The organism is Sphingobium sp. AntQ-1 (genome assembly GCF_028538045.1).
GTDB lineage: Bacteria > Pseudomonadota > Alphaproteobacteria > Sphingomonadales > Sphingomonadaceae > Sphingobium > Sphingobium cupriresistens.
In genome coordinates, this window is sequence record NZ_CP117158.1 from 3,429,244 (window position 1) to 3,455,503 (window position 26,260).

The 26,260-nt window shown below is 63.2% G+C and carries 30 protein-coding genes and 3 tRNA genes; 26 read left to right on the plus strand and 7 right to left on the minus strand.

Annotation, left to right across the window (positions count from 1 at the left end):
• Nucleotides 1–47: 47 nt before the first annotated feature.
• The 3 genes from sphantq_RS17180 (at nt 48) to sphantq_RS17190 (ending at nt 3,757) form a co-directional block, all read left to right on the plus strand.
• Nucleotides 48–1,343 (plus strand): 3-methyl-2-oxobutanoate dehydrogenase (2-methylpropanoyl-transferring) subunit alpha, encoded by a 1,296-nt coding sequence (locus tag sphantq_RS17180; RefSeq protein ID WP_272799088.1) that lies wholly within the window; start codon nt 48–50, stop codon nt 1,341–1,343.
• Nucleotides 1,344–1,411: 68 nt separating this feature from the next.
• Nucleotides 1,412–2,416, plus strand: coding sequence for an alpha-ketoacid dehydrogenase subunit beta (locus tag sphantq_RS17185; RefSeq protein WP_066605310.1), 1,005 nt, complete (start codon nt 1,412–1,414; stop codon nt 2,414–2,416).
• A gap of 6 nt (nt 2,417–2,422) precedes the next feature.
• Nucleotides 2,423–3,757: a dihydrolipoamide acetyltransferase family protein gene (locus sphantq_RS17190; protein WP_129926197.1), complete on the plus strand. Its 1,335-nt coding sequence runs from the start codon at nt 2,423–2,425 to the stop codon at nt 3,755–3,757.
• Nucleotides 3,758–3,793: 36 nt separating this feature from the next.
• Here sphantq_RS17190 and sphantq_RS17195 read toward each other — a convergent pair whose 3' ends face one another.
• Together sphantq_RS17195 and sphantq_RS17200 are read right to left on the minus strand one after the other, a co-directional pair.
• A complete protein-coding gene (locus tag sphantq_RS17195; RefSeq protein ID WP_066602317.1) occupies nt 3,794–4,537 on the minus strand; it encodes a class I SAM-dependent methyltransferase in 744 nt (247 codons plus the stop codon).
• A gap of 97 nt (nt 4,538–4,634) precedes the next feature.
• The gene (locus sphantq_RS17200; protein ID WP_066602311.1) at nt 4,635–5,120 is read right to left on the minus strand and encodes a hypothetical protein; all 486 of its coding nucleotides are present in this window, start codon (nt 5,118–5,120) and stop codon (nt 4,635–4,637) included.
• A gap of 169 nt (nt 5,121–5,289) precedes the next feature.
• Between sphantq_RS17200 and sphantq_RS17205 the strand changes: the two genes are divergently transcribed.
• The 4 genes from sphantq_RS17205 (at nt 5,290) to sphantq_RS17220 (ending at nt 6,880) form a co-directional block, all read left to right on the plus strand.
• Nucleotides 5,290–6,444: an AI-2E family transporter gene (locus tag sphantq_RS17205; protein ID WP_066602308.1), complete on the plus strand. Its 1,155-nt coding sequence runs from the start codon at nt 5,290–5,292 to the stop codon at nt 6,442–6,444.
• A 42-nt stretch (nt 6,445–6,486) separates the two neighbouring features.
• A tRNA-Asp gene (locus sphantq_RS17210) sits at nt 6,487–6,563 on the plus strand.
• An 83-nt stretch (nt 6,564–6,646) separates the two neighbouring features.
• A tRNA-Asp gene (locus sphantq_RS17215) sits at nt 6,647–6,723 on the plus strand.
• An 80-nt stretch (nt 6,724–6,803) separates the two neighbouring features.
• Nucleotides 6,804–6,880, plus strand: a tRNA-Asp gene (locus sphantq_RS17220).
• Nucleotides 6,881–6,971: 91 nt separating this feature from the next.
• Here the strand turns inward: sphantq_RS17220 and sphantq_RS17225 are convergent.
• From sphantq_RS17225 to sphantq_RS17240, 4 genes are all read right to left on the minus strand, one after another.
• A complete protein-coding gene (locus sphantq_RS17225) occupies nt 6,972–7,208 on the minus strand; it encodes a DUF2842 domain-containing protein (RefSeq protein ID WP_272799089.1) in 237 nt (78 codons plus the stop codon).
• Nucleotides 7,205–7,786, minus strand: a complete 582-nt coding sequence (locus sphantq_RS17230) for a 5-formyltetrahydrofolate cyclo-ligase (protein ID WP_272799090.1) — start codon at nt 7,784–7,786, stop codon at nt 7,205–7,207. Before sphantq_RS17230 ends, sphantq_RS17225 begins: the two co-directional genes overlap by 4 nt.
• A gap of 280 nt (nt 7,787–8,066) precedes the next feature.
• Entirely contained in the window at nt 8,067–8,402 is a 336-nt protein-coding gene (locus tag sphantq_RS17235; RefSeq protein ID WP_066605304.1) for a cell division protein ZapA, read from the minus strand.
• Nucleotides 8,395–8,574, minus strand: a complete 180-nt coding sequence (locus sphantq_RS17240; protein ID WP_066605308.1) for a hypothetical protein — start codon at nt 8,572–8,574, stop codon at nt 8,395–8,397. Before sphantq_RS17240 ends, sphantq_RS17235 begins: the two co-directional genes overlap by 8 nt.
• A 208-nt stretch (nt 8,575–8,782) precedes the next feature.
• Between sphantq_RS17240 and tkt the strand changes: the two genes are divergently transcribed.
• The 3 genes from tkt (at nt 8,783) to sphantq_RS17255 (ending at nt 13,061) form a co-directional block, all read left to right on the plus strand.
• Nucleotides 8,783–10,753, plus strand: coding sequence for a transketolase (tkt, locus tag sphantq_RS17245; RefSeq protein WP_129926195.1), 1,971 nt, complete (start codon nt 8,783–8,785; stop codon nt 10,751–10,753).
• 32 nt (nt 10,754–10,785) lie between these two features.
• Nucleotides 10,786–11,796 (plus strand): type I glyceraldehyde-3-phosphate dehydrogenase, encoded by a 1,011-nt coding sequence (gene gap / locus sphantq_RS17250; protein ID WP_066602296.1) that lies wholly within the window; start codon nt 10,786–10,788, stop codon nt 11,794–11,796.
• A gap of 62 nt (nt 11,797–11,858) precedes the next feature.
• On the plus strand, nt 11,859–13,061 hold the full coding sequence (locus tag sphantq_RS17255; protein WP_066605300.1) for a phosphoglycerate kinase: 1,203 nt from the start codon (nt 11,859–11,861) through the stop codon (nt 13,059–13,061).
• 18 nt (nt 13,062–13,079) lie between these two features.
• Here sphantq_RS17255 and sphantq_RS17260 read toward each other — a convergent pair whose 3' ends face one another.
• Nucleotides 13,080–14,279, minus strand: coding sequence for an MFS transporter (locus sphantq_RS17260; protein WP_272799091.1), 1,200 nt, complete (start codon nt 14,277–14,279; stop codon nt 13,080–13,082).
• A 103-nt stretch (nt 14,280–14,382) separates the two neighbouring features.
• On the opposite strand from sphantq_RS17260, the gene sphantq_RS17265 reads away from it, so the two are divergent.
• The 16 genes from sphantq_RS17265 to sphantq_RS17340 all read left to right on the plus strand — a co-directional run bounded on the left by sphantq_RS17265 (nt 14,383) and on the right by sphantq_RS17340 (nt 26,173).
• Complete coding sequence (locus tag sphantq_RS17265) at nt 14,383–14,568, plus strand: hypothetical protein (RefSeq protein WP_272799092.1); 186 nt, start codon at nt 14,383–14,385, stop codon at nt 14,566–14,568.
• A 98-nt stretch (nt 14,569–14,666) separates the two neighbouring features.
• Nucleotides 14,667–15,572 (plus strand): fructose bisphosphate aldolase, encoded by a 906-nt coding sequence (locus sphantq_RS17270; protein WP_066605298.1) that lies wholly within the window; start codon nt 14,667–14,669, stop codon nt 15,570–15,572.
• A 200-nt stretch (nt 15,573–15,772) separates the two neighbouring features.
• Entirely contained in the window at nt 15,773–16,480 is a 708-nt protein-coding gene (gene thiE / locus sphantq_RS17275; protein ID WP_066602289.1) for a thiamine phosphate synthase, read from the plus strand.
• Nucleotides 16,481–16,555: 75 nt separating this feature from the next.
• Entirely contained in the window at nt 16,556–17,650 is a 1,095-nt protein-coding gene (locus sphantq_RS17280; protein ID WP_066602286.1) for a L,D-transpeptidase family protein, read from the plus strand.
• On the plus strand, nt 17,647–18,222 hold the full coding sequence (locus sphantq_RS17285; protein ID WP_066602284.1) for a M23 family metallopeptidase: 576 nt from the start codon (nt 17,647–17,649) through the stop codon (nt 18,220–18,222). The genes sphantq_RS17280 and sphantq_RS17285 overlap by 4 nt, the downstream gene beginning before the upstream one ends.
• A gap of 220 nt (nt 18,223–18,442) precedes the next feature.
• Nucleotides 18,443–19,009 (plus strand): elongation factor P, encoded by a 567-nt coding sequence (efp, locus tag sphantq_RS17290; RefSeq protein ID WP_272799093.1) that lies wholly within the window; start codon nt 18,443–18,445, stop codon nt 19,007–19,009.
• Nucleotides 19,009–19,395, plus strand: coding sequence for a hypothetical protein (locus tag sphantq_RS17295; protein ID WP_066602280.1), 387 nt, complete (start codon nt 19,009–19,011; stop codon nt 19,393–19,395). The genes efp and sphantq_RS17295 overlap by 1 nt, the downstream gene beginning before the upstream one ends.
• 39 nt (nt 19,396–19,434) lie before the next feature.
• Entirely contained in the window at nt 19,435–20,250 is an 816-nt protein-coding gene (locus tag sphantq_RS17300) for an inositol monophosphatase family protein (RefSeq protein ID WP_066602277.1), read from the plus strand.
• 129 nt (nt 20,251–20,379) lie between these two features.
• Nucleotides 20,380–20,754: an NADH-quinone oxidoreductase subunit A gene (locus sphantq_RS17305; RefSeq protein WP_066602274.1), complete on the plus strand. Its 375-nt coding sequence runs from the start codon at nt 20,380–20,382 to the stop codon at nt 20,752–20,754.
• Entirely contained in the window at nt 20,745–21,299 is a 555-nt protein-coding gene (locus sphantq_RS17310) for a NuoB/complex I 20 kDa subunit family protein (protein ID WP_066602268.1), read from the plus strand. Before sphantq_RS17305 ends, sphantq_RS17310 begins: the two co-directional genes overlap by 10 nt.
• A gap of 1 nt (nt 21,300) precedes the next feature.
• The gene (locus sphantq_RS17315) at nt 21,301–22,086 is read left to right on the plus strand and encodes an NADH-quinone oxidoreductase subunit C (RefSeq protein WP_066602264.1); all 786 of its coding nucleotides are present in this window, start codon (nt 21,301–21,303) and stop codon (nt 22,084–22,086) included.
• A complete protein-coding gene (locus sphantq_RS17320) occupies nt 22,086–23,321 on the plus strand; it encodes an NADH-quinone oxidoreductase subunit D (protein ID WP_066602262.1) in 1,236 nt (411 codons plus the stop codon). The genes sphantq_RS17315 and sphantq_RS17320 overlap by 1 nt, the downstream gene beginning before the upstream one ends.
• Nucleotides 23,321–23,989, plus strand: a complete 669-nt coding sequence (locus sphantq_RS17325; protein WP_066602259.1) for a complex I 24 kDa subunit family protein — start codon at nt 23,321–23,323, stop codon at nt 23,987–23,989. The genes sphantq_RS17320 and sphantq_RS17325 overlap by 1 nt, the downstream gene beginning before the upstream one ends.
• Nucleotides 23,986–24,135 (plus strand): hypothetical protein, encoded by a 150-nt coding sequence (locus sphantq_RS17330; protein ID WP_165363581.1) that lies wholly within the window; start codon nt 23,986–23,988, stop codon nt 24,133–24,135. Before sphantq_RS17325 ends, sphantq_RS17330 begins: the two co-directional genes overlap by 4 nt.
• Nucleotides 24,135–25,478 (plus strand): NADH-quinone oxidoreductase subunit NuoF, encoded by a 1,344-nt coding sequence (gene nuoF, locus sphantq_RS17335; RefSeq protein WP_272799094.1) that lies wholly within the window; start codon nt 24,135–24,137, stop codon nt 25,476–25,478. Before sphantq_RS17330 ends, nuoF begins: the two co-directional genes overlap by 1 nt.
• Nucleotides 25,475–26,173, plus strand: a complete 699-nt coding sequence (locus sphantq_RS17340; protein WP_272799095.1) for a hypothetical protein — start codon at nt 25,475–25,477, stop codon at nt 26,171–26,173. Before nuoF ends, sphantq_RS17340 begins: the two co-directional genes overlap by 4 nt.
• Nucleotides 26,174–26,260: the final 87 nt, after the last annotated feature.

Genomic DNA, 26,260 nt, shown 5'->3' on the forward strand with positions numbered 1-26,260 from the left:
AATATCTGTTTTAAGCAATATTATTGCAATGCACCATAGGAGGCAGGATGAGCGATCCGACCGGATCAGGCGGCATGGATGGGCAGACAGGGCGCAATCTGCCGCCGCTGCGCCTGCATGTGCCAGAGCCGCCCGCGCGGCCCGGCGAAAGCGCCGACTTCACCCATTTCGATATTCCGGCCGCTGATGCCGCGCCGCGTCCCGACGAGGCCGCGCAGCCCGGCGACATGCGCGACATGGCCTATGGCCTGATCCGCGTGCTGAATGAGGAGGACGCGGCGGTTGGCGCCTGGAACCCCAGGCTGCCGCCTGAAACGCTGCTGCGGATGCTCCGTTACATGGCGCTGACCCGCGCGTTCGACGCGCGCATGTTCCGCGCACAGCGGCAGGGCAAAACCAGCTTCTACATGAAATCGACGGGCGAGGAGGCGGTGTCGATCGGCGCCGCGCTGGCCCTGTCGCGCGACGACATGTGTTTCCCCAGCTATCGCCAGCAAGGCATATTGCTCGCGCGCGACTGGCCGCTGGTCGACATGATGAACCAGATTTATTCGAACACAGGCGACCGGCTGAAGGGCCGCCAGCTGCCGATCATGTATTCGGCGCGGGAGGCGGGCTTCTTCTCCATCTCCGGCAACCTGACCACCCAATATCCCCAGGCGGTGGGCTGGGCGATGGCGAGCGCGGCGCGCGGCGACACGCGCATCGCCGCGACATGGTGCGGCGAAGGGTCGACGGCGGAGGGCGACTTCCACAGCGCCTGCACCTTCGCCAGCGTCTATCGTGCGCCTGTCATCATGAATGTCGTCAATAATCAGTGGGCTATCAGCAGCTTTTCAGGTTTTGCTGGAGCGGAGGCAACCACCTTCGCCGCGCGTGCCGTGGGCTATGGCATCGCAGGTCTGCGGGTGGATGGCAACGATATCCTCGCCGTCTACGCCGCGACCCGCTGGGCCGCGGACCGGGCGCGGTCCAATGCCGGGCCGACCCTGATCGAACATTTCACCTATCGCGTCGAAGGGCATAGCACGTCGGACGATCCGACCGCCTATCGCTCTGCCGAGGAAGGCAGCCTCTGGCCGCTGGGCGACCCGATTGCGCGGTTGAAGGCCCATTGCATTACGCTTGGCATATGGGACGAGGATCGCCACGCCGCGATGGACAAGGAACTGGCCGAACTGGTCCGCGACGCCGCGCGCGAAGCGGAGAAGAACGGTATCCTGGGCCACGGTCTCCATCATCCGATGGAAAGCATGTTCGAGGATGTGTTCGAGGAGATGCCCCGGCACCTTCATGAACAGCAGCAGCAGATGCTGGACGAATGGAAGGCGGCGGGCCTGTGAGCGAAGCGATTGAAACAGAGGTTGTGCGCGAGGGCATGACGCAGGAAGCCACCGTCGACACCATTCACATGAACATGATCCAGGCGATCAACAGCGCCATGGACGTGATGATGGAGCGCGATCCGACCGTGGTCGTGATGGGCGAGGATGTCGGCTTTTTCGGCGGCGTATTCCGTGCGACAGCGGGTCTGCAACAAAAATATGGCAAGAACCGGGTGTTCGACACGCCGATCACCGAATGCGGGATCATCGGCGTGGCGGTGGGCATGGGCGCCTATGGCCTGCGCCCGGTGCCGGAAATCCAGTTCGCCGACTATATTTATCCCGCGCTCGACCAGCTTGTGTCCGAAGCGGCGCGGTTGCGTTACCGGTCGGCGGGCGAGTTCATCGCGCCGATGACGGTGCGGTCGCCCTTTGGCGGCGGCATTTTCGGTGGCCAGACGCACAGCCAGTCGCCGGAGGGCATCTTCACCCATTGTTCGGGGATCAAAACGGTGATTCCGTCCACCCCCTATGACGCCAAGGGTCTGCTGATCGCCGCGATCGAGGATAATGATCCGACGCTTTTCTTCGAACCCAAGCGCATCTACAACGGCCCGTTCGACGGCCATTATGATACGCCGGCAACCAGTTGGGCCGGCCACCCGCACGCGCAGGTGCCGACCGGCTATTACCGCATCCCGCTGGGTAAGGCGCGGATCGCGCGGGCGGGCGGGGCGCTGACTATCTTGTGCTACGGCACGATGGTCCATGTCGTCGAGGATACGGTCAAGACGCTGGGGATCGACGCGGAAATCGTGGATCTGCGCAGCCTGGTGCCGCTCGACATCGACACGATCGAAGCGTCGGTGAAAAAGACCGGCCGCTGCCTGATCGTGCATGAGGCGACCCGGACCAGCGGCTTTGGCGCGGAACTGTCCGCCCAGGTGCAGGAACGCTGCTTCTATCATCTGGAAGCACCGATCGCGCGCGTCACCGGCTTCGACACGCCCTATCCGCACAGCCTGGAATGGGCCTATTTCCCCGGCCCCGTGCGTATCCGCGAAGCCATCAACAAGATCATGAAGGACTAAAGGGTCATGGCTCTTTTCACGTTCAAGCTGCCCGACATCGGTGAGGGCATCGCGCAGGCGGAGATCGTCGGCTGGCATGTCAAGGTTGGCGACCGGGTGGAGGAAGACCAGCCGATCGCGGACATGATGACCGACAAGGCGACCGTCGAGATGGAAAGCCCGGTTTCGGGCACGGTGGCACGCCTGGCGGGCGAGCCGGGCGATCAGGTGTCGATCGGCGCGATGCTGGTGGAGATCGAAATGGAAGGCGAGACTGTCGTCGCGCCGGCGCCTTCGGTGGAGACGATCGACGCGGAAACGCCGGGCGAGGCGGTGATTGAAGCGGTGTCTCCCGCCCCCGTTCACCCTAAGCCTGTCGAGCCGCAGGCGAGCGAAGGGCAACGGCCGTCCTTTTCTTCCGGGCAAGGCGCAAAAGAAGAAGGGAAAGAGTTCGACAGACTCAGACCGAACGGCATTGGGGAGGACAGCCTCGATAGGGCCGGACCTATCCTCGCATCCCCCGCCGTTCGCGCGCGCGCCAGGGAACTAGGCGTCGATCTGGCCCAGGTGAAGCCTTCCGGCGACCATATTCGTCATTCCGACCTCGACGCCTATCTACTCTACGGCCAGGGGCATGGCTATCGTCCCGCAGGGCGATCCGCGAAACGCGCCGACGAACAGGTCAAGGTGATCGGGATGCGCCGCCGCATCGCGGAGAATATGGCCGCGTCCAAGCGCGCCATTCCCCATTTCACCTATGTCGAGGAAATCGACGTCACCGCGCTGGAGGATCTGCGCGAGCAGCTCAACGCCGGGCGCGGGGATCGGCCCAAGCTGACCATGTTGCCGCTGCTGATCGTCGCGCTGTGCAAGGCGCTGCCCGACTTCCCGATGCTCAACGCCCGTTATGACGACGAGGCGGGCGTGGTGACGCGCCATGGATCGGTGCATCTGGGACTGGCGACGCAAACCGATGCGGGCCTGATGGTGCCGGTGATCCGCGATGCGCAGGAGCGCAATGTATGGCAGCTGGCGACCGAAATCCGCCGCCTGGCCGACGCGGCGCGCAGCGGCAAGGCGAAGTCGGAAGAGCTGTCTGGCTCCACCCTGACGCTGACCTCGCTCGGCCCGCTCGGCGGGATCGCCACCACGCCGGTCATCAACCGGCCCGAAGTCGCAATCATCGGTCCTAATCGCGTGATCGAGCGTCCGGTTTTCCGGGGCAAGGAGATCGTCGCGGCGAAGCTGATGAACCTGTCGATCAGTTGCGACCATCGCGTGGTCGATGGCTGGGACGCCGCCAGCTTCGTACAGGCTGTGCGCAAGCTGCTGGAGGCACCCGCCTTCCTGTTTGTGGATTAAACCATTTGCGGGGCAAACCGGCCGGTTTGCCCCGTCCTATTTGGTCATTATGACGATGGCGCCGGCGCCGGGATCGGGATCGAACAGCAGTTTCAGCACCCGCTTGGTCATGGTCCAGCGACGCTTGCTCCACAGCCGCTTGGGATAGGTGCGCGGTTCGTAGAAAAGATAGTGGAGATATTGGGGCAGGGGGACGACCCGGAAATCCTTGAAGCCGACCTCCGCTCCGCGCTGCATGATGAGGCGCGGCGGCATGTCCCGCTCGGTGACGCCATAGACTTGCATTGCCGCGATCGAATCAGGACTGGTGGCGTGGCCGTCGCCCGGTTCATGGGTGATCAGCACCCCGCCGGGTTTGAGCGCGCGCCAGGCCGAACGGATCGCCAGCAATTCATCCTCGGCATGGTGCAGGGAATCGAAGAAGATCGCGGCGTCGAACTGGTTGTCCATGTCCAGCGCCTCGAAATCGCTGCATGTGAAGGACAGGCGCTGTTCCAGGCCATGGCGGGCGCAATTTTCGCGCGCGACCTCGATCATGTCGGGCGCGATATCCTGTCCTATCACATCATAGCCGCGTTTGGCAAAGAAGGTGCTGGTCCAGCCCCCGCCGCATCCCAGGTCCAATATTCGCGCCGGGGGTTGCGGCAACAGCGTCATCATGAAACCGATGGACGCCAGGTTAATGCCGCAGGATGGATCGGAAAAAGGCTTTTCCAATGAATGTTCGCGGCCGCCGTCGCCTAGATTGGCGAGATAGGCCAGTTCACCCGCTTTGGGCATAAGATGCGTCTCCGTAGCTCCATCCTGCTCTATGGAGACGAGGGGGCGAACTCAAGCGCGACGTTGCCTGCTGCGATGAACGCAGCGCATATCGGGCTTAGCGCATCACCGCGCGATAGCTCAGTCGTCCGGCCCGACCGGGCTGCACCGCTTCGGGCAGTCGCCAGCGTATATGGGTCACATCCTCCGCCACCGCCCGGCGTACCCCGCCCAGCGGTGTTGGCAACCATAATTGATCGAGCCGTCCCCAATGGCCGCCGCCATCGACCGACACCTGCATATGGGGGTCGCTGATGTCCGGGAGTATGCCGGGGGGCACCGCGCGGGTGACGGCGAAGTCGCGAACCGGCTGGGCGCCGTCATTGCGCCAATGGACGATCACGATCAGCGTGTCGCCGGGGCCGACCCTTTCGGCGCTCGCCAATGTCCGGCGCGGGCGGCCGTTAATGTCGGTCGATACGCGCTCTACGAACGTCTGCGTGCCAAGTCGCATCGCCGGCTGCGCGACGGCAGGCTGCGTAGCCGTCAGGCTCGCCGCCAGAGCCAGCGACGTCGGGGCCGAGGCCCAAAGCGTCCGCGTCATTGTCTTCCCCGTTTTTGCGTCCCCTGCGCCCGTCCTTAGCGAAGCTGCGCAAATATTTGGTTAAGCCGGTCTTTTTCCTGACCGGCTGCCGCTATGACACCCTTTGTAAATTGACGCTGCACCGCAGGCGGCGCACATCGGATAGGAACGAAAAGGGAATCGATCGCGCGTGACCATGAATGAGCAGCAAGAGGTCAACCGGCGCCGCGACCGGCTGCTCGCATCGATCGCGCTGACGTCGGGCATCGGCCTGATGCTGGCGCTGCCCTTCGCCTTGCGCGCGGGGGCGGAGTTTTTCCTGCCGCTGACCGCCGCGCTGGTGATCGCCATTGCGCTGGTGCCTTTGCTGGAGTGGATGGAACGGCGCGGGCTGCCTTCAGGGCTGGCGGCGCTGATCGCGATGATCGGCTTTCTGGTCGTCGCCAACACCGCGCTGGTGCTGATCGTGGTGCCTGCGACCGACTGGTTCCGCATCCTGCCCCAACGCCTGCCGCAGATTCAGGCGAACCTGGCCCCATTAATCGACTTTTACGCCAATCTTCAGCGCTTCGTGGACGAAACCGTGCGGATGATCGCGACCGGCCCGGTCGCGGCGGCGCAAACGGCGGCGGTCGATGCGCCGCGCTCGCTGCTCCAGTTCGCCGCCACATCGGCCCCGTCGGCGATCATCCAGATGGTGTTCGCGCTGCTCATCATCTATTTCTTTCTGGCTGGTTGGACCCGGCTGCGGCGGCGCACGATCAACAGCCGCGGCAGTTTCGACGGCGCCATGGCGGTGGCGCGGGTGATCCAGAATATGGTCGACGCGACGTCGGCCTATGTCATCACCATAGCGACCATCAACCTGTGTCTGGGCGGCGCTGTCGCCTTCGCACTATGGCTGATCGGGATGCCGTCTCCGCTGATGTGGGGCGGTATCGTCGCGCTATTGAACTTCATTCCCTATTTCGGGCCGATGCTGGCCGCGGTGCTGCTGGGGCTGGGCGGCCTTATGGTGTTCGACGACGTCTATGTCGCGTTGCTGCCGGCGGGCTTGCAGGTGGGCTTCCATCTGGTGGAGGCCAATGTCGTCACGCCGATGCTGCTGGGCCGGCGGCTGACGATGAACCCGCTGTTGATTCTCGTCTCGCTCGCCTTTTGGGGCTGGGTCTGGGGCACGCCCGGCGCATTGCTGGGCGTGCCGCTGCTGATCATCATCCAGACCGTCGTGCAGGCGGCGGGAACGCCCGATATCGCCGGTTTCCTGTTCGAGCAGGGGACGCTGACGGTAGCCCCACGTAAAGAAAATGACGAGAAAGAGGAAAGTCCCGTTGCGGACGGTTGACAGCATCGCAGGACGCTCATAGACGGCGCTTCCACACCAAACGCGGGTGTAGCTCAGTTGGTTAGAGTGCCGGCCTGTCACGCCGGAGGTCGCGGGTTCGAGCCCCGTCACTCGCGCCACTTTCCCTGACAGGAAGGTGGAAATGGTGTTCCAGGCCGTATCGTCTGGTGATCTGAAGGGTCACGAAAAGATGCCACCCTGCGCGGGTGTAGCTCAGTTGGTTAGAGTGCCGGCCTGTCACGCCGGAGGTCGCGGGTTCGAGCCCCGTCACTCGCGCCACTCTCCTTGACCGGAGAGTGATTTCTCCCAGATTTGCATCATCTGGCGGCTTTCGGGCCGATAAGGATGCAGCGCCTTACGCGGGTGTAGCTCAGTTGGTTAGAGTGCCGGCCTGTCACGCCGGAGGTCGCGGGTTCGAGCCCCGTCACTCGCGCCACCGCTCAATATTATTGTTTTACGCGATTTCCGAGTCATCAGATGATGCCATCTGATTAGAAATCGCTCAGGACAAGCGGTGGGAAGAAGGTTCAGCGCCAGCGCCCGGTTTCCATCCAGGCAAGCAGTCGCCGAAGCGGCAGCACCCAGATCCACACGATCCCCAGCACGACATAGATGGGCGCCTGCGCCCACATCGGCAACGCGCCGATCAGGCCAGACAGGCTGCCCACCATGACGGCCCAGAGCGCGATCAGTCCGACGATCGCGAACATGCCCATCGGCTTGCGCCAGCTTGGCTGGTGATAATGGCGCGGGTCAATGCTCACAGGTCCGGTCCTTCGATCAGTTCGACTTCGGTCATGACGATGTCCAGCGGCAAATCCCAGGGATCGGCTGGCACGGCATCGATCTCCTGCGCGGACCAGGCGATGCCGACGCGCAACGCATCGGGAAAGCGGGCGAAGGCGCGGTCATAATAGCCGCCGCCCTGGCCAAGACGATTCATCGCCCGGTCGAATCCGACCAGCGGCGCAATGATGACGTCGGGCGTCACTGGTCCGACGCCCGGTTCGGGATGGCTGGTGCGGAACAGACCGGGAACCAATTGATCTTCGGGCTGCCAGGCCAGGAAATCCATGCTGCCCAACCGATCGAGCACGCGCGGCAGCGCCACGGTCTTGCCCAGCGCCTGCAACTGCGCCGCCATGCGTTGGGCCGGCGCCTCGTCATCCACCGCCATATAGAGCGCGACGACCTGCGCATCGGCGATCCGGCGCGCGAGCGGTGAGGGAACCGCCTTGAACGCCAGTCGATGCGCCAGCGGATCGAGCGTAGCGACGAAATTGGATCGCCTCTGCCGCGCAATGCCGCGCAGGCTGGTCTTGTCGGAAAGTTCGCCGTTCATCGAACGCCTGCCAAATTCAAGTTTGTGCTCCCGCGCAGGCGGGAGTCCAGTCCCGCGGTTTGAACTGGGCTCCCGCCTGCGCGGGAGCACGCCGCTCTATGATGAAAAGGGTGACGGGACCACCTTGGCCGTGTGCTGGAATATCCTCTGACGCCTCAACGTCAGGTGGGGACCATGTAGAACGGGCCTGAACCCGCCCAGGGACAGCCCCCTTGGATGTGATTATCGCCTCAGGGATGTTCGCTAAAGCTCGTACCAGGCAGAACCCGTCGCCGCCAATCTAGGCTTTCGCGGTCCGGGCGGCAAGTCGTTCGCGCAGCTTTTCTATACGGCCGGCCAGCGCCTCGATCGCACGGGCGCTCGCTTCGTCGTCGCCGTCCAGCGGCAGGCTCGTCTGCCGCCCTGCGACTTCGCGTTTCAGGTCGTTCAGTTCGTCCGCCAGGAACAGTGCGGCGAACAGCAAAGTGCGCACCTCCGTCAGGCCCGGCGTGCTCTGCTGCGCGACGCGGGCCTTGTCCTCGATCAGCGTCGCGAGATGGCCCAGATGCGCCTCTTCCCCGTCACGGCAGCGGATCGCATAATGGCGTCCGGCGATCACCAGCGTCGTTTCAGCCATGGGCATGCCCTTTCAGCGTAGCGATCAGGTCGTCGAGGGATCGCAGTGCGACGCGCGCGGCGCCCTGATCCAAAGCGGGGAAGGGGCTGGCCGGGGCGGCATCCGCCAAACCCGCCACATCCTGTTCAAGCCGGCTCACAGCACGCTCCAACGTGCCGATCGCCTGCATCATGCGGTCGCTTGCCATCATCCATGCATAGCGAAAGTCGGGGCCATGCAAAAGCAGTCTTTCTGGCCGATTACAGCGGGCTTCTCATGATTCGTGCCGCCGCTGCGGTTGACGCATGGGGCTTGACGCGACAAAGGGGGCGCGATCTCGACTCGCCTGCACGTTCGCGGGCGCCGTCCTTATGCTTGCTTCAGAAAGACGCCTGTTCGCCATGACCGTTTCCGACAAGTCGCTCGCCAACGCCATTCGGGCGCTGTCCATGGACGCCGTGCAGGCCGCCAATAGCGGTCATCCGGGGATGCCGATGGGCATGGCGGATGTGGCGACGGTGCTGTTCGGCGACTTTTTGAAATTCGATCCGACCCAGCCCAAATGGGCCGACCGCGACCGCTTCGTCCTGTCTGCGGGCCATGGCTCGATGCTGATCTATTCATTGTTGCACCTCACCGGCTATGCGCGTCCGACGATGGAGGACATCGCCAGCTTCCGCCAACTGCACAGCCCCTGCGCCGGCCATCCTGAGAATTTCGAGCTGGCGGGCGTCGAAGCGACGACCGGTCCGCTGGGGTCGGGCCTGGCCACCGCCGTCGGCATGGCGATTGCCGAACGCCATCTGAACGCCCAGTTCGGCGACGATCTGGTCGATCACCGCACCTGGGTGATCGCGGGCGACGGCTGTCTGATGGAAGGCGTCAACCATGAGGCGATCGGCTTGGCTGGTCACCTGAACCTGGGCCGCCTGATCGTCCTGTGGGACGACAACAAGATCACCATCGACGGCGCCGTCGATCTGTCGAGCAGCGAGGATGTGCTGGCGCGTTACGCCGCCACCGGCTGGCATGTCGTGTCATGCGACGGCCATGACGTCGCCGACGTACGCCGCGCGCTGGCCGAAGCGGTCGCCGACAGCCGCCCATCGATCGTCGCGTGCGCCACCAAGATCGGCTATGGCGCGCCGAACAAGGCCGGCACTTCGGGCGTGCACGGCTCGGCGCTCGGCACCGACGAAGTCGCTGCCGCTCGTGAGTTCCTCGACTGGACTGCCGAACCCTTCGTCATCCCGGCGGACATCGCCGACGCCTGGAAGGCGATTGGCGCCAAGGGCCGAGATGTTCGCGCTGCGTGGGAAGGCCGCCTTGCAAGTGACGAGAAGGCTGCGGAATTCACCCGCCGCATGGCTGGTGACCTGCCCGCCGACTTCTCGCTCGAAGCCTATATCGACACGCTGATCGCCAATCCGCAGAAGGTCGCGACCCGCAAGGCGAGCGAACTGGCGCTGGGCGCCATCAATGATCTCTTGCCCGAAACGCTGGGCGGCTCGGCCGATCTTACCGGCTCCAACAACACAAAGACCAAATCGACCGGTCCGCTGACGAAGGACGATTATAGCGGCCGTTACGTCTATTATGGCATCCGCGAATTCGGCATGGCCTGCGCGATGAACGGCATGGCGCTGCATGGCGGCGTGATCCCCTATGGCGGCACGTTCCTGGTCTTTTCCGACTATATGCGTGGCGGCATCCGCCTGGCTGCGCTCCAGCAGCAGCGCGTCATCCATGTTCTGACCCATGACAGCATCGGCCTTGGCGAAGATGGGCCGACCCATCAGCCGATCGAGCATGTCATGTCGATGCGGATGATCCCGAACCTGGACGTCTATCGCCCGGCCGACATCGTCGAGACGGCGGAATGTTGGGAACTGGCATTGAAGGATGCGACCGGCCCGTCGGTGCTGGCGCTGACCCGCCAGAACCTGCCGCAGTTGCGCACCGAAAAATCCGAAAATTTGTCGGCCAGGGGCGGTTATCGCCTGCGCTCCGCTGGCGCCGAGCGCAAGGTTGTGCTGATCGCCACGGGTTCCGAGGTCGAGATTGCCGTCGATACCGCCAAGATGCTGGAAGAACAGGGCATTGGCGCGGACGTCGTGTCGATGCCCAGCTGGGCGCATTTCGAGGCGCAGCCCAAATCCTACAAGGACGACCTGTTGCCGCATCATGTGCTGCGCGTGTCGATCGAGGCGGGAACGACCTTTGGCTGGGAACGCCATACCGGCATTGCGGGCCTGCGCTTTGGCATCGACAGCTTCGGCGCGTCGGCCCCGGCGGAAGCGCTCTACGATCATTTCGGCCTGACCGCCGCAAAGATCGCACCACAGATCGTGGCCGCGCTCAATAATAATTAACCGAACAACAACACCTTAAGGAGGCTAGTGCAGTGGCAACGAAGGTAGCAATTAACGGTTTCGGACGTATCGGCCGCCTGGTGGCGCGCGCCATCCTCTCGCGCACCGACCATGACCTTGAACTGGTCAGCATCAACGACCTGGGCGACGTCAAGTCCAACGCCCTGCTGTTCAAGCGCGACTCCGTGCATGGCAACTGGAAGGGTGACGTCAGCGTCGACGGCGATTTCCTGGTCGTGGACGGCAAGAAGATCAAGGTGACCGCAGAGCGTGATCCGGCCAACCTGCCGCACGCCGCCCTGGGCGTCGAAATCGCGCTGGAATGCACCGGCATCTTCACCACCAAGGACAAGGCGAGCGCGCATCTGACCGCCGGCGCCAAGCGGGTCATCATTTCCGCGCCCGGCACCAATGTCGACCGCACCGTCGTGTTCGGCGTCAACCATGACGCGCTGACCGCCGACGACATCGTCATTTCCAACGCCAGCTGCACCACCAACTGTCTGGCTCCGCTCGCCAAGGTGCTGAACGATGCGATCGGCATCGAAAGCGGCTTCATGACGACCATCCACAGCTACACCAACGACCAGAATACGCTGGACCAGTTGCACAGCGATATGCGCCGCGCCCGCGCGGCCGCCCTCTCGCAGATCCCGACTTCCACCGGCGCCGCCCGCGCGGTGGGTGAGGTTCTCCCCGAACTGAAGGGCAAGCTGGACGGGTCTTCGATTCGCGTGCCCACGCCCAACGTGTCGGTCGTTGACCTGAAGTTCATTCCGAGCCGCCCGACCACCAAGGACGAGGTCAACGCCTTGCTCAAGGCGGCGTCGGAAGACGGTCCGCTCAAAGGCGTGCTGGGCTATTCGGACGAACCTTTGGTGTCGATCGACTATAATGGCGATCCGCGCAGTTCGACCGTCGACAGCCTGGAGACCGCCGTGGTCGACGGCAAGCTGGTCCGCGTGCTGAGCTGGTATGACAATGAATGGGGCTTCTCCAACCGCATGATCGACACCACCGGCGTGGTGGCGAGCTTCCTGTAAGGGACATTGGGGGACAGGGCGACCTGTCCCCCTTTTCATTGGAAAAGCAGCAGGGAAAAGACATGACAAAGCCGTTCAAGACACTCGACGATATGGGCGACATCACGGGCAAGGCCGTGCTGGTGCGCGAAGATCTGAACGTGCCGATGCAGGACGGATCGGTCAGCGACGATACCCGGCTGCGCGCGGCGATGCCGACCGTTCTGGAACTGGCCGATCGCGGCGCGAAGGTGCTGATCCTCGCCCATTTCGGTCGCCCCAAGGGTCAGAAGAACCCCGAATTCTCCCTGTCGAAGATCACACGCCCGCTGAGTCAGGTTCTGGGCCGCGAGGTGCAGTTCATCCCGGATTGCCAGGGTGAAGCCGCGGTCGACGGCATCGCTGTGATGCGCCCCGGAGACATTGCGATCCTGGAAAACACCCGCTTCCATGCCGGCGAGGAAAAGAACGATCCGGCGTTGATCGAGGCAATGGCGGCGATTGCCGACCTGTATGTGAACGACGCCTTTTCCGCCGCGCATCGCGCCCATGCCTCGACCGAGGGGCTGGCGCACAAGCTGCCCGCCTTTGCCGGTCGGTCGATGGAAAAGGAATTGGACGCCTTGCAGGCCGCGCTCGGCACGCCGGTCAAGCCCGTTGCCGCCGTGGTCGGTGGCGCTAAAGTGTCGACCAAGCTCGACGTGCTCAATAATCTGGTGAAACAGGTCGATCACCTCATCATCGGCGGCGGCATGGCCAACACCTTCCTCCACGCCCGCGGCGTCGATGTCGGCAAGTCGCTGTGCGAGAAGGATCTGAGCGATACGGCCGAAGCGATTTTCGAGGCCGCCGAAGCCGCCGGTTGCACCATTCATCTGCCCTATGACGTGGTGGTGGCGAAGGAATTTGCTGCCAACCCGGCGTCCCTGCGCACCTGCAACGTCCATGAGGTCGCGGCGGACGAGATGATCCTGGACGTCGGCCCCGCCGCCGTCGAGGCGCTGGGCGATGCCCTCAAAAACTGCCGCACCCTGGTCTGGAACGGTCCGCTCGGCGCGTTCGAGATCGCGCCTTTCGACGCGGCGACCGTGGCGTTGGCCCGAACGGCGGCGGCGCTAACCAAGGAAGGCCAATTGACGTCGGTGGCCGGCGGTGGCGATACGGTCGCCGCGCTCAACCATGCGGGCGCAGCGGGCGACTTCACCTTCGTCTCGACCGCTGGCGGTGCTTTCCTGGAATGGATGGAAGGCAAGGAATTGCCCGGCGTCAAGGCGCTGACGACCTGATCCTGTAGCGGCCGGGGGTCAGCGCGCGATGCTGGCGCCCCGGTCGAACAGCAGGAAGGCCAGGGTTGCGACCCCGCCAATGGCCGCACCGGCCAGCGCGCTGGCGGTCCAGCCGCCCGCCTCATAGGTGACCGATCCGATCACCGACCCCAATGCCCCCACCAGGAACATGACGGTCACATAGGCCGCATTGATGCGCCCGCGCGCATGGGGATCGAGCGAGAAGATCAGCTTCTGCCCCGTGATCTGGCTCATCTGCACCGCGCCGTCGATCAGCACCGCCATGATGGTGAAGCCGATCAGGCTACCCGCCGCCACTGTCCAGTCGGCGAGCAGGAAACCGGCCGTCAGTCCGATCATGCCGATGAGCGAGGCGGGGCGGGTCAGGCGGCGATCGGCCATCCATCCCGCGATCGGCGCGACCAGCGCGCCGCCCGCGCCAGCCAGCGCAAAAGCGCCAATGCCGGCATGGCCGAGGTGAAATTCATGGATCAGCGCCAGCGGCGCGGCGGTCCAGAACAGGTTGAACGCCGCGAACATGGCGGCCTGATAAAAAGCGCGCATCCGCACGACGCGATGCTTGACCAGTTGATCGAAGGTCGACGCCAGCACGTCGCGATACCGCATCCCACCCTTGGGCTTGCGTTGTGGACAGGCGGCGAGCAGCGCCACGCCCAACATGGCCATTACGACTGCAGAGACGATGAAGGTGGCGCGCCAGCCGACCGACCCAGCCAGGAAATTGGCGATCGGGCGCGATAGCATGATGCCGAACAACAGTCCGCTCATCACCGTGCCGACCACGCGGCCCTGCTTTTCCGAGGCGGCCAGGTGCGAGGCGAGGGGAACCAACACCTGCGCGCCGGTGGCGCCGACGCCAGTCAGGACGGAGGCGACGAGGAAGCTGGTCGGACCGTTGGACAGGGCGATGGCGATGCAACCGAACATGGTGGCCGCAATCGAGGTCAGTACGATCCGCCGATTTTCGAATAGATCCGCCAGCGGCACGATCAGGAACAGGCCTGCGCCATAGCCTAGCTGGGTCAGCGTGGTTATCAGCCCTGCGACGCTGGGAGAAAGGCCGATTTCCGGCCCGATCACATCGATCAGCGTCTGAGCATAATAAAGGTTGGCGACGATGACTCCGCAGGCGACCGCCATCAGGAGGATCATGACGGGGGAAATGTCGACGGGGCTTTCGGCGGCGGTGCTGGTCATGCCTGCCCTATGGGTCGCAAGACGCAACCTTTCAACCCGCCGATCATGATTCATTATGGGGTTTTCCGCCGCGCGGGCGGGAGAGACACTCCCCGGAAGAAGCATGGCCACCGCCATTCTGCCTATGCGTCCGATCGTCATCACGAAACGAGTACCGCTCGGTCCCAGCGTCCTCGATAGCATCGGCGTGCGGAAACGCAGCTATAACAGGCTCTTCGCGTGGCGTTTACGGGCGATGCGCCTTGCGGTGCGGCATGGGACTGGCTACCAGCCGGAATACCGGCGATAACAACAGGAAGTCGCACCCGGCCGGCAGATGGTGGAGCGTCTGTCGTTAATCTATTTTCGTGCCGCCAGGGGGCGGCGCCCAAGGGAAGGTATGTGCAGATGCTGGATCAGGATATGAAGCAGAAGATCGCTACGGGTGAGGGCTTTATCGCCGCGCTCGACCAGAGCGGCGGATCGACGCCCAAGGCGCTCAAGGGCTATGGCGTGGAGGAAGACGCCTGGTCCAGCGAAGAGGAAATGTTCGGCCTGATCCACGCCATGCGCAGCCGCGTCATCACCTCTCCCGCCTTCACTGGCGACAAGGTGCTGGGCGCGATCCTGTTCGAGCGCACCATGGACGGCACCGTCGACGGCAAGCCGACCCCGCAGGCGTTGCTGGAGCGTGGCGTGGTGCCCTTCATCAAGATCGACAAGGGTCTGGAGGATGAGGCGAACGGCGTGCAGTTGATGAAGCCCAATCCCGATCTCGACATCCTGCTGCACCGGTCGAAGGCGCTGGGCGTGTTCGGCACCAAGGAACGCTCGGTCGTGAACCTCGCCAACCGCGAAGGTATCGCCGCCGTGGTCGCGCAGCAGTTCGAAGTCGGCCAGCAGGTTCTCGCCGCCGGTCTGATGCCGATCATCGAGCCGGAAGTGAACATCAAGTCGCCCGAACGCGCGGAAGCCGACCAGATATTGCTGGAGGAAATCCTCAAGAATCTCGATGCCTTGCCCGATGGCGTTCAGGTGATGTTGAAACTGTCGCTGCCCGCCAAGGCCGGCCTGTTCGACCCGCTGGTCGATCACCCCGCCGTGCTGCGCGTCGTGGCGCTGTCGGGTGGCTTCGCCCGTCCCGAAGCCTGTGTCGAACTGGCCAAGAATCGCGGCATCATCGCCAGCTTCAGCCGCGCGCTGCTCAACGATCTGCGTCACCAGATGAGCGATGACGAGTTCAACGCGTCGCTGGGCGAAGCGATTGACGAAATCCACGGCGCCTCGACCGCCAAGCAGCCGGTCGCGGCCTGAATTTGTGAAGGCCGGGCGGCGCATGTCCGCCCGGCCATTTCATTGATAGTCCAGAGCTTGTCGAGCTGTGTCGTGAGCGCCTTCCCTTGCAGGCAGTCGAAGGGGGCTTCGGGAGGTTCAGCCCGAACGGATGAAAGGCTGGACATTGCATTCCAGCATAGCGCCCTTGGCCTCGCCTCCTGAATGGCTATAAAGCGCCCATGACCGATTTCACCGATGAAGAGCTGGCGCTCGACCCACATTTCGCCGACCAGTTCGAACCGGGCTTCCGCCCCGCCTGCCAGCTTTACCTGATCTCCCCGCCGGCCATCGACGACGGCTTCCTCGATCAACTCGCCGCCGCGTTCGACGGCGGCAGCGTCGCGGCGTTTCAATTGCGGCTCAAGGGGATCGACGATCACGCCATCGCCGCGCTCGCCCCGCCGATCCAGGCGCTGTGCGCGGAGCGGGATGTCGCCTTCATCGTCAATGACAGCATCGGCCTCGCCAAGCGCCTCGGCGCAGACGGCGTCCATTTGGGGCAGGAGGATGGCGACCCGCGCGACGCACGCGAACAATTGGGGCCGAAGGTGCAGATCGGCGTGACCTGCCATGACAGCCGCCATCTGGCGATGGAAGCGGGCGAGGCGGGGGCCGACTATGTCGCGTTCGGCGCATTCTACCCTACCACTACCAAGGAAACGCTCCACCGCGCCGAGCCGTCGATCCTGGGATGGTGGACGACCCTGTTCGAACTGCCGTGCGTCGCGATCGGAGGCGTGACCGCGGAGAATGCCGCACCTTTGGTCGCCGCGGGCGCGGACTTTCTGGCGGTCAGCAGCGCGGTGTGGAACCACCCGGACGGTCCGAAGGCGGGCGTCGCCGCCTTTGCGCAAGTGCTGGCCAGCAAGCCGCCGCCGCCACGTTAAGCGGGGCGGTTTCGGCTGATCGCAGCTTTCCGCCTCTTCGCGCGTTCTCTCTTCGTCTGATCGGAGAGAATCGCCTTGAAAAACCATCTGTTGCTCGTCGCCCTGCTGTGCAGCGCCTGCAATGTCAGCGTTACCGACGCCAATAGCAGCGCGCCTGCCGGCAATGCCGTCCAGCCCGCCAACGCGGCCAATGCCGCCGCTGCGGTCACGAGCGACGCCTACGCCTTCCAGGTCGTGCAGGAACAAAATCCCCAACAACCCAATCGCTTTCTCATGGCGCAGGTCGCGCTCGATCGCTGGGGTTTCTCGCCCGGCGTGCTCGACGGCAAGGATGGCATGAGCTTCAAGGCGGCGTTGCGCGGTTTCCAGGAGGCGCATGACCTGCCCATCACCGGCAGTTTCGATCAGAAGACCAGCGCCGCCCTGCTGGAAGGGGAATCGCGACCGACGACCTATCTGGTGAAAATTCCAGACGATTTCGCGCGTGGCCCCTTTTTCGACGTCCCGCGCGGCGACCTCAATGAGCAGGCGAAGCTACCCGCGCTTACCTATCGCAATCTGCTGGAAAAAGTCGCCGAACGCTTCCACACCACGCCCGAAGCGTTGATCGCGCTCAATCCGCCCAATACGAAGGTCGGCGCTGGCACGACCATCCGCGTGCCTGCGATCGACAATCAGCCGGTCGCTATGATCGAGGGTGATGAGCGTGGTTGGGGCGAAACGCTCGCCAGTCTTGGCGTGGCCAAGGATCAGCCGCAGGCCGATCATCTGGTGGTCGACAAGTCCGAAGGGCTGCTCAAGGTCTATAACGCGGAAAACCGCCTGATCGCGCAATTTCCGGTGACGACGGGATCGCAGCATGACCCGTTGCCGCTGGGCGAATGGACGATCAAGGGCGTGAGCCGCAATCCCGATTTCCATTATAATCCCAAACTTTTCTGGGACGCCTCTTCAAAGGATGAGAAGGCGGTGCTGAAACCCGGCCCCAACGGCCCGGTCGGCGTGGTGTGGATCGACCTGTCGAAGGATCATTATGGCATCCACGGCACGCCCGAACCGCAGACGATCGGGCGTACCGAAAGCCATGGCTGCATCCGCCTGACCAACTGGGACGCGGCGCGTCTGGCCCAGATGGTCAAGAGCGGGATCAAGGCCAAGTTCCAGGCATGAGGCGGCCGCGACTGTGGGGCAGCATCGCTGTGGCGCTGCTGTTCTGCGTTGCTTTCGCGCATTTCTGCGTTCGGATCGTGCCGGCGGACGGGCCGTCCGTGCTCGCGCCTGTGCCCCGCGCCGCCAGGTCTGCGGACGCTGGCCCGTTGCTGATTCCCGTCGAGGGCGTGCCGGCGTCGGCCCTGGCCGACACCTTCACCCAGGCCCGCGCCCATGGCGCGCGGCCGCATGATGCGATCGACATCATGGCGGCGCGGGGCAGGGCGGTGCTGGCCGCCGCCGACGGCAGGGTCGAAAAAATCTTCTGGAGCCACGACGGCGGCCGCACTCTCTACCAGCGCTCGGCTGACGGGCGACTGCTCTATTATTACGCCCATCTCGACGGCTATGCGCCGGGCCTGCGCGAAGGGCAGGGGCTGCGCCGCGGCCAGCGCATCGCCATGGTGGGCAGCACGGGCAACGCCGATCCGAGCGCGCCGCATCTTCATTTCGCGGTCCATGCGATGACGCCCGGCGAACCCTGGTATGGCGGGCGCGCGATCAATCCCTATCCGCTGCTGGCGCGCCGCTGACCTGTCCTACAGACCGCCGAAATGCTATGACGGGCGTCTGCGCTCTTCCCATCGTCGGGTTTCTCCACGACTTGCCCCTGAAAAATTCGCCATGCGTCATATGCGAGAAGTTCCGGAACTTCCGGCCCCTTGCCCTTCGGCCCGTCCCGCTGTAAAGGCGCGCCCAGCCTCCAAGAGGCCGGCTCTTTTCCACCTTCAGACATATAGGCAGGCTCTTCCCATGGCGAAGATCAGCGGCGTGGACATTCGTCCCGGCAATAATATCGAATATGAGGGCGGCCTGTGGCGCGCCGTCAAGATCCAGCACACCCAGCCCGGCAAGGGCGGCGCCTATATGCAGGTCGAACTCAAGAACCTGATCGACGGCCGCAAGAACAATGTCCGTTTCCGCTCCGCCGAAAGCGTCGAGCGCATCCGCCTCGACACCAAGGATTTCCAGTATCTCTATGCCGAAGGCGACATGCTCGTCTTCATGGACAATGAGAATTACGAGCAGATCAACCTGCCCGCCGAACTGCTGGGCGATGCCGCGGATTTCCTGCAAGACGGCATGGAAGTGACGCTGGAAATGTACGAAGATCGTCCGATTTCGGTCCAGTTGCCCGACACGATCGAAGCGACCGTGGTCGAAGCCGACGCCGTGGTGAAGGGGCAGACCGCCTCCGCCAGCTACAAGCCCGCGATCCTCGACAATGGCGTGCGCGTCATGGTCCCGCCGCACATCGTCAGCGGCACCCGCATCGTCGTGGACGTCTATGCCCGCGAATATGTGAAGCGCGCCGACTGATGCCTATGGACCGCAGCACGGCATGGGCCGCTCGGTTGGCGCTTGGCCTCGCGATCGCCGTCATGCCGGCCGCGGTCCCCACCCAGGCTATGGCGCAGGCGCAAGCCGCGCCGACCAAGGCGCAACTCGACAGCGCGGCTTATGTGCTGCGCATCGTCACAAGCGCGCTCCAGTCGAACGAGGTCGAAGCGCCGGTCAAGAGTGCGCTGTTCGACTGCCTCTATTCCAATGCGGTCTCCAAGGTCAGCGAGGCGACGGACAAGGTCATCGCCGCCAATGCCGGCAAGGTCGACCGGAAAGACCCGTCGCAGATGCTGGCCGTGATCGCCGGCGTATGCGGCTATCGCCCCGCCGCCCCGGCCGCCAGGCCCGCCCCGAAGAAATAATCCAGCAGGCCGTCCCACCGGGGACGGCGGAGACATAATATGGTATCGCACTCCGGCCTTCTCACCGTCATGGAACGCGCCGCGCGCAAGGCGGGATCGAAGCTCCGCCGCGATTTCGGCGAAGTCGAACATCTTCAGGTGTCCCGCAAGGGCCCGGCGGACTTCGTGTCCAAGGCCGATCAGCAGGCGGAAAAGACGCTGGTCGAGGAATTGCAGAAGGCGCGCCCCGACTGGGGCTTCCTGCTGGAAGAAGGCGGCGTGATCGAGGGCGATCCGACCAAGCCGCGCTGGATCATCGATCCGTTGGACGGCACCACCAACTTCCTGCACGGCATCCCGCATTTTGCCATCTCGATCGCGGTCGAAGAACCGCAATATGGCAGCGGCAAGCGCGAGATCACGACTGGCCTGATCTACCAGCCGGTCACTGACGAGAGCTATTGGGCGGAAAAGAGCCGCGGCGCCTGGCGCCACGACCAGCGCCTGCGAGTCTCGGCGCGCCGCGACCTGGCCGACTGCGTCATTGCCACCGGCATTCCTTTCATGGGCCATGGCGACATGGCGCAATGGACCCGCATCTACGGTGCGGTCGCGCCTTCGGTCGCGGGCATCCGCCGCTTCGGCGCGGCCTCGCTCGATCTCGCCCATGTCGCATCGGGCCGCTATGACGGCTATTGGGAAAGCGGCCTGCAGCCCTGGGATGTCGCCGCCGGCCTGCTGCTGGTGCGCGAAGCGGGCGGTTTCGCGAGCGATTTTCGCGGCGGCGACCAGTCGATCGAGCGCAAGGAAGTGATCGCCGGCAATGATGCGATCCACAGCAAATTGCACAAGCTGGTGGCTGGCGCGCTGCGCTAAAGCCCCGCTGGGCCAAGCGCTTCAAGCGCTTGGCCTTTTTGCGATTCATTCTCAGGGCGTTGGCCCCTTGCTTCGCATATGCAGCAGGCCTAAAGCGCCCCCAACAACCTTTTCGCCCAGGGGAATCCGTTGGTCGATCTTGCCCAATATCTGCCGATCCTGATCTTTCTTGGGGTCGCGTTGCTGCTTTCCGGCGCCTTCGTCTTCCTGCCGATGCTGGTGGGCCGGCTGACCGGCGCACATAAGCCCGAACCGGCCAAGCTTTCCGAATATGAATGCGGCTTCCCCGCGTTCGAGGAGCCGCGCAGCCAGTTTGACGTGCGCTTCTATCTGGTCGCCATTCTCTTCATCATCTTCGATCTTGAAGCGGCGTTCCTGTTTCCGTGGGCGGTGAGCCTCGACCAGATCGGCTGGGCCGGCTGGGCGACCATGATGATTTTCATAGCGGAGCTGGTGCTCGGCCTCGTCTATGCGTGGAAGAAGGGAGCACTCGATTGGGAGTAGAACTCTACAACCCGGCGCCTGGCACCTTGCCGCCGCAGGGCACGCAGCCCGACCAGGATTTCTTCAATTCGCTCAACAGCGAAGTGAATGACAAGGGTTTCCTGGTCACCTCGACCGAAGACCTCTTCACATGGGCGCGCACCGGTTCGCTGTGGTGGATGACATTCGGCCTGGCCTGCTGCGCGGTCGAGATGATCCACGTCAACATGCCGCGCTACGACATGGAGCGTTTTGGCGTGGCGCCACGCGCGTCCCCGCGCCAGTCGGACGTGATGATCGTCGCGGGCACGCTGTGCAACAAGATGGCTCCGGCGTTGCGCAAGGTTTACGACCAGATGTCCAATCCGAAATATGTGATTTCAATGGGCAGCTGCGCGAACGGCGGCGGCTATTATCATTACAGCTATTCGGTAGTGCGTGGCTGCGACCGGATCGTGCCGGTCGACATCTATGTGCCGGGTTGCCCGCCGACCGCCGAAGCCTTGCTGTATGGCGTGATGCAGTTGCAGCGGAAAATCCGCCGTATCGGGACGATTGAGCGCTAATATGGGACATTCCGCACCCAAGATCGCGACCATCGACGGGATCGCCGAGGAAATCGGCGTCCTGCTGGGATCGATGCTGATCGAAACTGTCGATCATGCCGACGAACTGACCTTCATCGTCGAGCGCGACGAGTTGGTGAACGCCATGGTCGCGCTGCGCGACATGGCGCAATATCAGCAACTGATGGAAATCGCCGGCGTAGACTATCCCGATCGTCCGGAGCGGTTCGAGGTCGCCTATCATTTGCTAAGCGTCACGCGGAACCATCGTATCCGCGTAAAGGTATCAACCGACGAAGACAGGCCGGTGCCCACCGTCACGCATCTCTGGCCGGTCGCCGGCTGGTTGGAGCGCGAAGTGTTCGACATGTATGGCGTCGTGTTCGACGGCAATACCGATCTGCGCCGCATCTTGACCGACTATGGCTTCAAGGGGCATCCGCAGCGTAAGGACTTCCCGCTGACCGGCTATGTCGAACTGCGCTATTCCGAAGAGGATAAACGAGTCGTCTATGAGCCTGTGAAACTGGCGCAGGACTTCCGCAGCTTCGACTTCATGAGCCCATGGGAAGGCGCGCAATATGTGCTGCCGGGCGACGAAAAGGCCGTAGCGCCGGCTGCGCCTGCTGCCGCGCCGACGCCGAAGGTGACCGAGAAGAAGGCCGATACCGGCGCTGGCGAGGCTGCCAATCAGGCGGCAAAAGCGAAGTCCGACGACGCGCCGACTAAGCCCGCTGCCACGGCCGACGAAGGTAAAGGCGCCGCCAAGCCGGAGGACAAAGCCTGATGGCCGACTATCTCGACGAACTGGAACATCGCACGGACGCGGCAGATCCGTCTTATGGCGATACGGAAATCCAGAACTACACGATCAATTTCGGCCCGCAGCATCCTGCGGCGCATGGCGTGCTCCGTCTGGTCATGGAACTGGACGGAGAAATCGTCGAGCGTTGCGACCCGCATGTCGGTCTGCTGCACCGCGGCACCGAAAAGCTGATCGAATATAAAACCTATATGCAGGCGCTGCCCTATTTCGACCGGCTGGACTATTGTTCGCCGCTCGGCATGGAGCATAGCTATGTTCTGGCGGTCGAGAAGCTGCTGAACCTGGAAGTGCCGCTGCGCGCGCAATATCTGCGCGTGTTCTTCGCGGAACTGACCCGCATCTGCAATCATATGCTGAACCTGGGCAGCCATGTGATGGATGTTGGCGCGATGACGCCGAACCTGTGGCTGTTCGAAATCCGCGAGGATTGCCTTAACTTTTTCGAGCGCGCGTCGGGCGCGCGGATGCACAGCGCCTATTTCCGTCCGGGGGGCGTGCATCAGGACGTGCCCTTGAAGTTGCTGACGGACATCGCCGACTGGCTCGACGGTCGTCTGCCGCGCCTGTTCGAGGATGCGATCAGCCTGGTGGCCGACAACCGCATCTTTAAGCAGCGCAATGTCGACATAGCGATCGTATCCAAAGAAGACGCGCTGAAATGGGGCTTTTCCGGTCCCATGATCCGTGGCTCCGGTATTCCCTGGGATATCCGCAAGTCGCAGCCTTATGACGTGTACGACCGGATGGAATTCGACGTGCCTGTTGGCACGCAGTTCGACTGCTATGACCGGTTCATGGTCCGCGTCGAGGAAGTCCGCCAGTCCGCGCGCATAATGAAACAGTGCCTGAACGAAATGCCCGAAGGGCCGATCGCCAGCTTCGACCGCAAGGTGGTGCCGCCCAAGCGCGGCGAGATGAAGCGATCGATGGAAGCGCTGATCCATCATTTCAAGCTCTATACCGAGGGTTTCCACGTCCCCGCAGGCGAGGTCTATGTGGCGACCGAAAGCCCCAAGGGGGAATTCGGCGTCTACCTGGTCGCCGACGGGTCCAACAAGCCCTACCGTTGCAAGATCCGCCCGACCGCTTTCTCGCACCTGCAAGCTATGGACTTCATGATGAAGGGCCACATGCTCGCCGATACAACCGCTGTACTGGGCGCGATGGACATCGTGTTCGGAGAATGTGACCGATAATGGCTGACGCAGTTCATATCCCCGATGAAGCGGAAACCCGCGCGCGCTGGGGCGCGTTCGAGTGGACCGCCGAAAATGCCGAGCAGGCCAAGACTGTCATCGCCCGTTATCCCGCCGGTCGTCAGCAGTCGGCGGTGATGCCGCTGCTCGACCTGGCACAGCGTCAGGTCGCTGCGGAAACGCAAACCAATGGCTGGCTGCCTGTGCCGGTGATGGAATATATCGGGCGTCAGCTCGATATGCCGTATATGCGCGTCTATGAGGTCGCGACCTTCTACACTATGTACAACCTCGCGCCGGTCGGTCGCTATCATGTGCAGGTGTGCGGCACGACGCCCTGCATGTTGCGCGGGTCGGACGATGTCTTTTCGGCGTGCAAGAACAAGGGCCTGGTCAAGGGGGGCACGACCCCCGATGGCTTGTTCACCCTGACCGAAGTCGAATGTCTTGGCGCCTGCGCCAACGCGCCGATGGTCCAGATCAACGACGATAATTATGAAGACCTGACCTATGACAGCATGAGCGCGATCCTGGAGACGCTGGCCTCTGGCGGCCAGCCCAAGATCGGCCCGCAGATCGACCGTCAGACCAGCGCGCCCGAAGGCGGCCCGACGACGCTTAAAGAGATGGTCACCGACAATCACGACTATCGGGGTGACTGGGCGTGAGCGCATTGATCGCCATCATCCTCGGCATCATCGTGTTCGTGATCGCGCTCAAGATCATCGGCGCGGTGCTGGGCCTGGTCATCGGGCTGACGCTGGCTGTGTTCGCCTATTTCGTGGCTGAAAAACTGATCGGAAAGGGCCGGTAATGGCCGACGACACCGCACCTCCCGCGCCGCCTCCCTTCGTGGGGCCACTGTCCGACAAGGACCGCATCTTCACCAACGTCCATGGCTTCCAGGATTGGGGCATCGACGCGGCGATGAAGCGCGGCGATTGGGACGATACCAAGAAGCTGATGGAAATCGGCCAGGACGCGATCATCGACATCGTCAAGGCGTCGAACCTGCGCGGCCGTGGCGGCGCCGGCTTCCCGACCGGCATGAAGTGGAGCTTCATGCCCAAGGAAAGCAAGGATGGCCGTCCGAGTTTCCTGGTCATCAACGCCGACGAATCCGAGCCGGGATCGTGCAAGGACCGCGAAATCATCCGCCACGATCCGCACAAGCTGATCGAAGGCGCGCTGATCGCCGGTTTCGCGATGCGGGCGCGGGCCGCCTATATCTACATCCGTGGCGAATTTATCTATGAGGCGAAGGTGCTCTTCGCCGCCGTGGAGCAGGCCTATGCCAAGGGCTTTATCGGCAAGAATGCCTGCGGGTCGGGCTATGATTTCGACGTCTTTGTCCATCGCGGCGCGGGCGCCTATATCTGCGGCGAGGAAACCGCGCAGATCGAAAGCATCGAGGGCAAGAAGGGCCAGCCCCGCCTGAAGCCGCCTTTCCCGGCGGGCGCGGGCCTTTACGGTTGTCCGACCACGGTGAACAATGTCGAGAGCATCGCGGTCAGCCCGACGATTCTGCGCCGCGGCGCGGCATGGTTCAACAGCTTCGGGCGCGAAGGCAATCGCGGCACCAAGCTGTTCCAGATCAGCGGCCATGTGAACAAACCGTGCGTGGTCGAGGAAAGCATGTCGATCCCGTTCCGCGAACTGATCGACCGCCACTGCGGCGGCATCCGGGGTGGGTGGGACAATCTGCTGGCGGTGATCCCCGGTGGCTCGTCGGTCCCCCTGGTCCCGGCGCGCGAAATCATGGACGCGCCGATGGATTTCGACGGGTTGAAGGCGCTGGGTTCCGGCCTTGGCACCGCAGCGGTCATCGTGATGGACAAATCCACCGACATTGTTCGCGCCATTTCGCGGCTGTCCTATTTCTACAAGCATGAGTCCTGTGGCCAATGCACGCCATGCCGCGAAGGCACTGGCTGGATGTGGCGGGTGATGGAGCGGCTGCGCACCGGCGACGCCGACCTGTCCGAAATCGACATGCTGCACCAGGTGACCAAGCAGGTCGAAGGCCACACCATTTGCGCGCTGGGCGACGCGGCGGCATGGCCGATCCAGGGACTCATCAAGCATTTCCGCCCGGAAATCGAGCGCCGCATCAATGAAAACAAGGGTAGCGCCCCCGTCATGGAGGCAGCGGAGTGATACTGCGGTTCGCTCTTCTAATATCCGCCGCTTTTGTTGCGGCGTCGCCGGCATTGGCGCAGGAAACGGGGACATTGATCCGTCATCGTGTGGCGCAAATGCCGGGTCGAGGCCCCGCGGCCGCGCGAGTGACCATGGAGGGATTTGCGGCTTGCGTCGTTGATCGTTCGCAAGGACGCACGCGTAAATTCATTGATCTGCCCGTCGGTTCGCCAGAATATAAATCTTTGCTAAAAAGCATGTTCGATCCTTCGGACGAGTGCATGGCGGATGGTCAATTGGAGCTTTCGGAAAACTTGCTGCGAGGAGGAATTTTCGTAGCGCTTTTCAAGCATGACTATAAGTCCAAGGCCATTGACTCATTCCCGGATGATTTGAATAGCGGTTATCTCCAATTATATGGCGATACTGTTCCAAGTGCGGCATATTCAGTGGTGGCGCTGGAACAATTTGGTGAATGTGTGGCGCGCGCCAATCCAGCGCTTTCACGGTCGCTGGTGCTATCTTATCCAGCTTCTCGTCAGGAAAATGAAACCGTTCAGGCGTTGATGCCGAAATTCAGCGCGTGCATCCCCGATGGCGAGAAAATCGAACTGTCGAAGGCGACGGTGAAGGGCGCCGTCGCTGAAGGATTGCTTCGTTTGACCCGCGCCGTGACTAAGAGCGAATTTGCTCGGACCGAGGTGCAAAAATGAACCAGATCCGCCTTAATTTCGCCCCAAGCCACGCCGAGAGGGTCGGTGGTCATAAACGGGCGGCCAAGTCGCTCATCGCTTCCAAAA

Bases quoted from the DNA above. Each gene is read 5' to 3' on its own strand.
- sphantq_RS17180 (WP_272799088.1), top strand. From the start codon at position 48: ATGAGCGATCCGACCGGATCAGGCGGCATGGATGGGCAGACAGGGCGC.
- sphantq_RS17185 (WP_066605310.1), top strand. From the start codon at position 1,412: ATGAACATGATCCAGGCGATCAACAGCGCCATGGACGTGATGATGGAG.
- sphantq_RS17190 (WP_129926197.1), top strand. From the start codon at position 2,423: ATGGCTCTTTTCACGTTCAAGCTGCCCGACATCGGTGAGGGCATCGCG.
- sphantq_RS17195 (WP_066602317.1), bottom strand. From the start codon at position 4,537: ATGCCCAAAGCGGGTGAACTGGCCTATCTCGCCAATCTAGGCGACGGC.
- sphantq_RS17200 (WP_066602311.1), bottom strand. From the start codon at position 5,120: ATGACGCGGACGCTTTGGGCCTCGGCCCCGACGTCGCTGGCTCTGGCG.
- sphantq_RS17230 (WP_272799090.1), bottom strand. From the start codon at position 7,786: ATGAACGGCGAACTTTCCGACAAGACCAGCCTGCGCGGCATTGCGCGG.
- sphantq_RS17235 (WP_066605304.1), bottom strand. From the start codon at position 8,402: ATGGCTGAAACGACGCTGGTGATCGCCGGACGCCATTATGCGATCCGC.
- sphantq_RS17240 (WP_066605308.1), bottom strand. From the start codon at position 8,574: ATGATGCAGGCGATCGGCACGTTGGAGCGTGCTGTGAGCCGGCTTGAA.
- tkt (WP_129926195.1), top strand. From the start codon at position 8,783: ATGACCGTTTCCGACAAGTCGCTCGCCAACGCCATTCGGGCGCTGTCC.
- sphantq_RS17255 (WP_066605300.1), top strand. From the start codon at position 11,859: ATGACAAAGCCGTTCAAGACACTCGACGATATGGGCGACATCACGGGC.
- sphantq_RS17260 (WP_272799091.1), bottom strand. From the start codon at position 14,279: ATGACCAGCACCGCCGCCGAAAGCCCCGTCGACATTTCCCCCGTCATG.
- sphantq_RS17265 (WP_272799092.1), top strand. From the start codon at position 14,383: ATGGCCACCGCCATTCTGCCTATGCGTCCGATCGTCATCACGAAACGA.
- sphantq_RS17270 (WP_066605298.1), top strand. From the start codon at position 14,667: ATGCTGGATCAGGATATGAAGCAGAAGATCGCTACGGGTGAGGGCTTT.
- thiE (WP_066602289.1), top strand. From the start codon at position 15,773: ATGACCGATTTCACCGATGAAGAGCTGGCGCTCGACCCACATTTCGCC.
- sphantq_RS17285 (WP_066602284.1), top strand. From the start codon at position 17,647: ATGAGGCGGCCGCGACTGTGGGGCAGCATCGCTGTGGCGCTGCTGTTC.
- efp (WP_272799093.1), top strand. From the start codon at position 18,443: ATGGCGAAGATCAGCGGCGTGGACATTCGTCCCGGCAATAATATCGAA.
- sphantq_RS17295 (WP_066602280.1), top strand. From the start codon at position 19,009: ATGCCTATGGACCGCAGCACGGCATGGGCCGCTCGGTTGGCGCTTGGC.
- sphantq_RS17300 (WP_066602277.1), top strand. From the start codon at position 19,435: ATGGTATCGCACTCCGGCCTTCTCACCGTCATGGAACGCGCCGCGCGC.
- sphantq_RS17315 (WP_066602264.1), top strand. From the start codon at position 21,301: ATGGGACATTCCGCACCCAAGATCGCGACCATCGACGGGATCGCCGAG.
- sphantq_RS17320 (WP_066602262.1), top strand. From the start codon at position 22,086: ATGGCCGACTATCTCGACGAACTGGAACATCGCACGGACGCGGCAGAT.
- sphantq_RS17325 (WP_066602259.1), top strand. From the start codon at position 23,321: ATGGCTGACGCAGTTCATATCCCCGATGAAGCGGAAACCCGCGCGCGC.
- nuoF (WP_272799094.1), top strand. From the start codon at position 24,135: ATGGCCGACGACACCGCACCTCCCGCGCCGCCTCCCTTCGTGGGGCCA.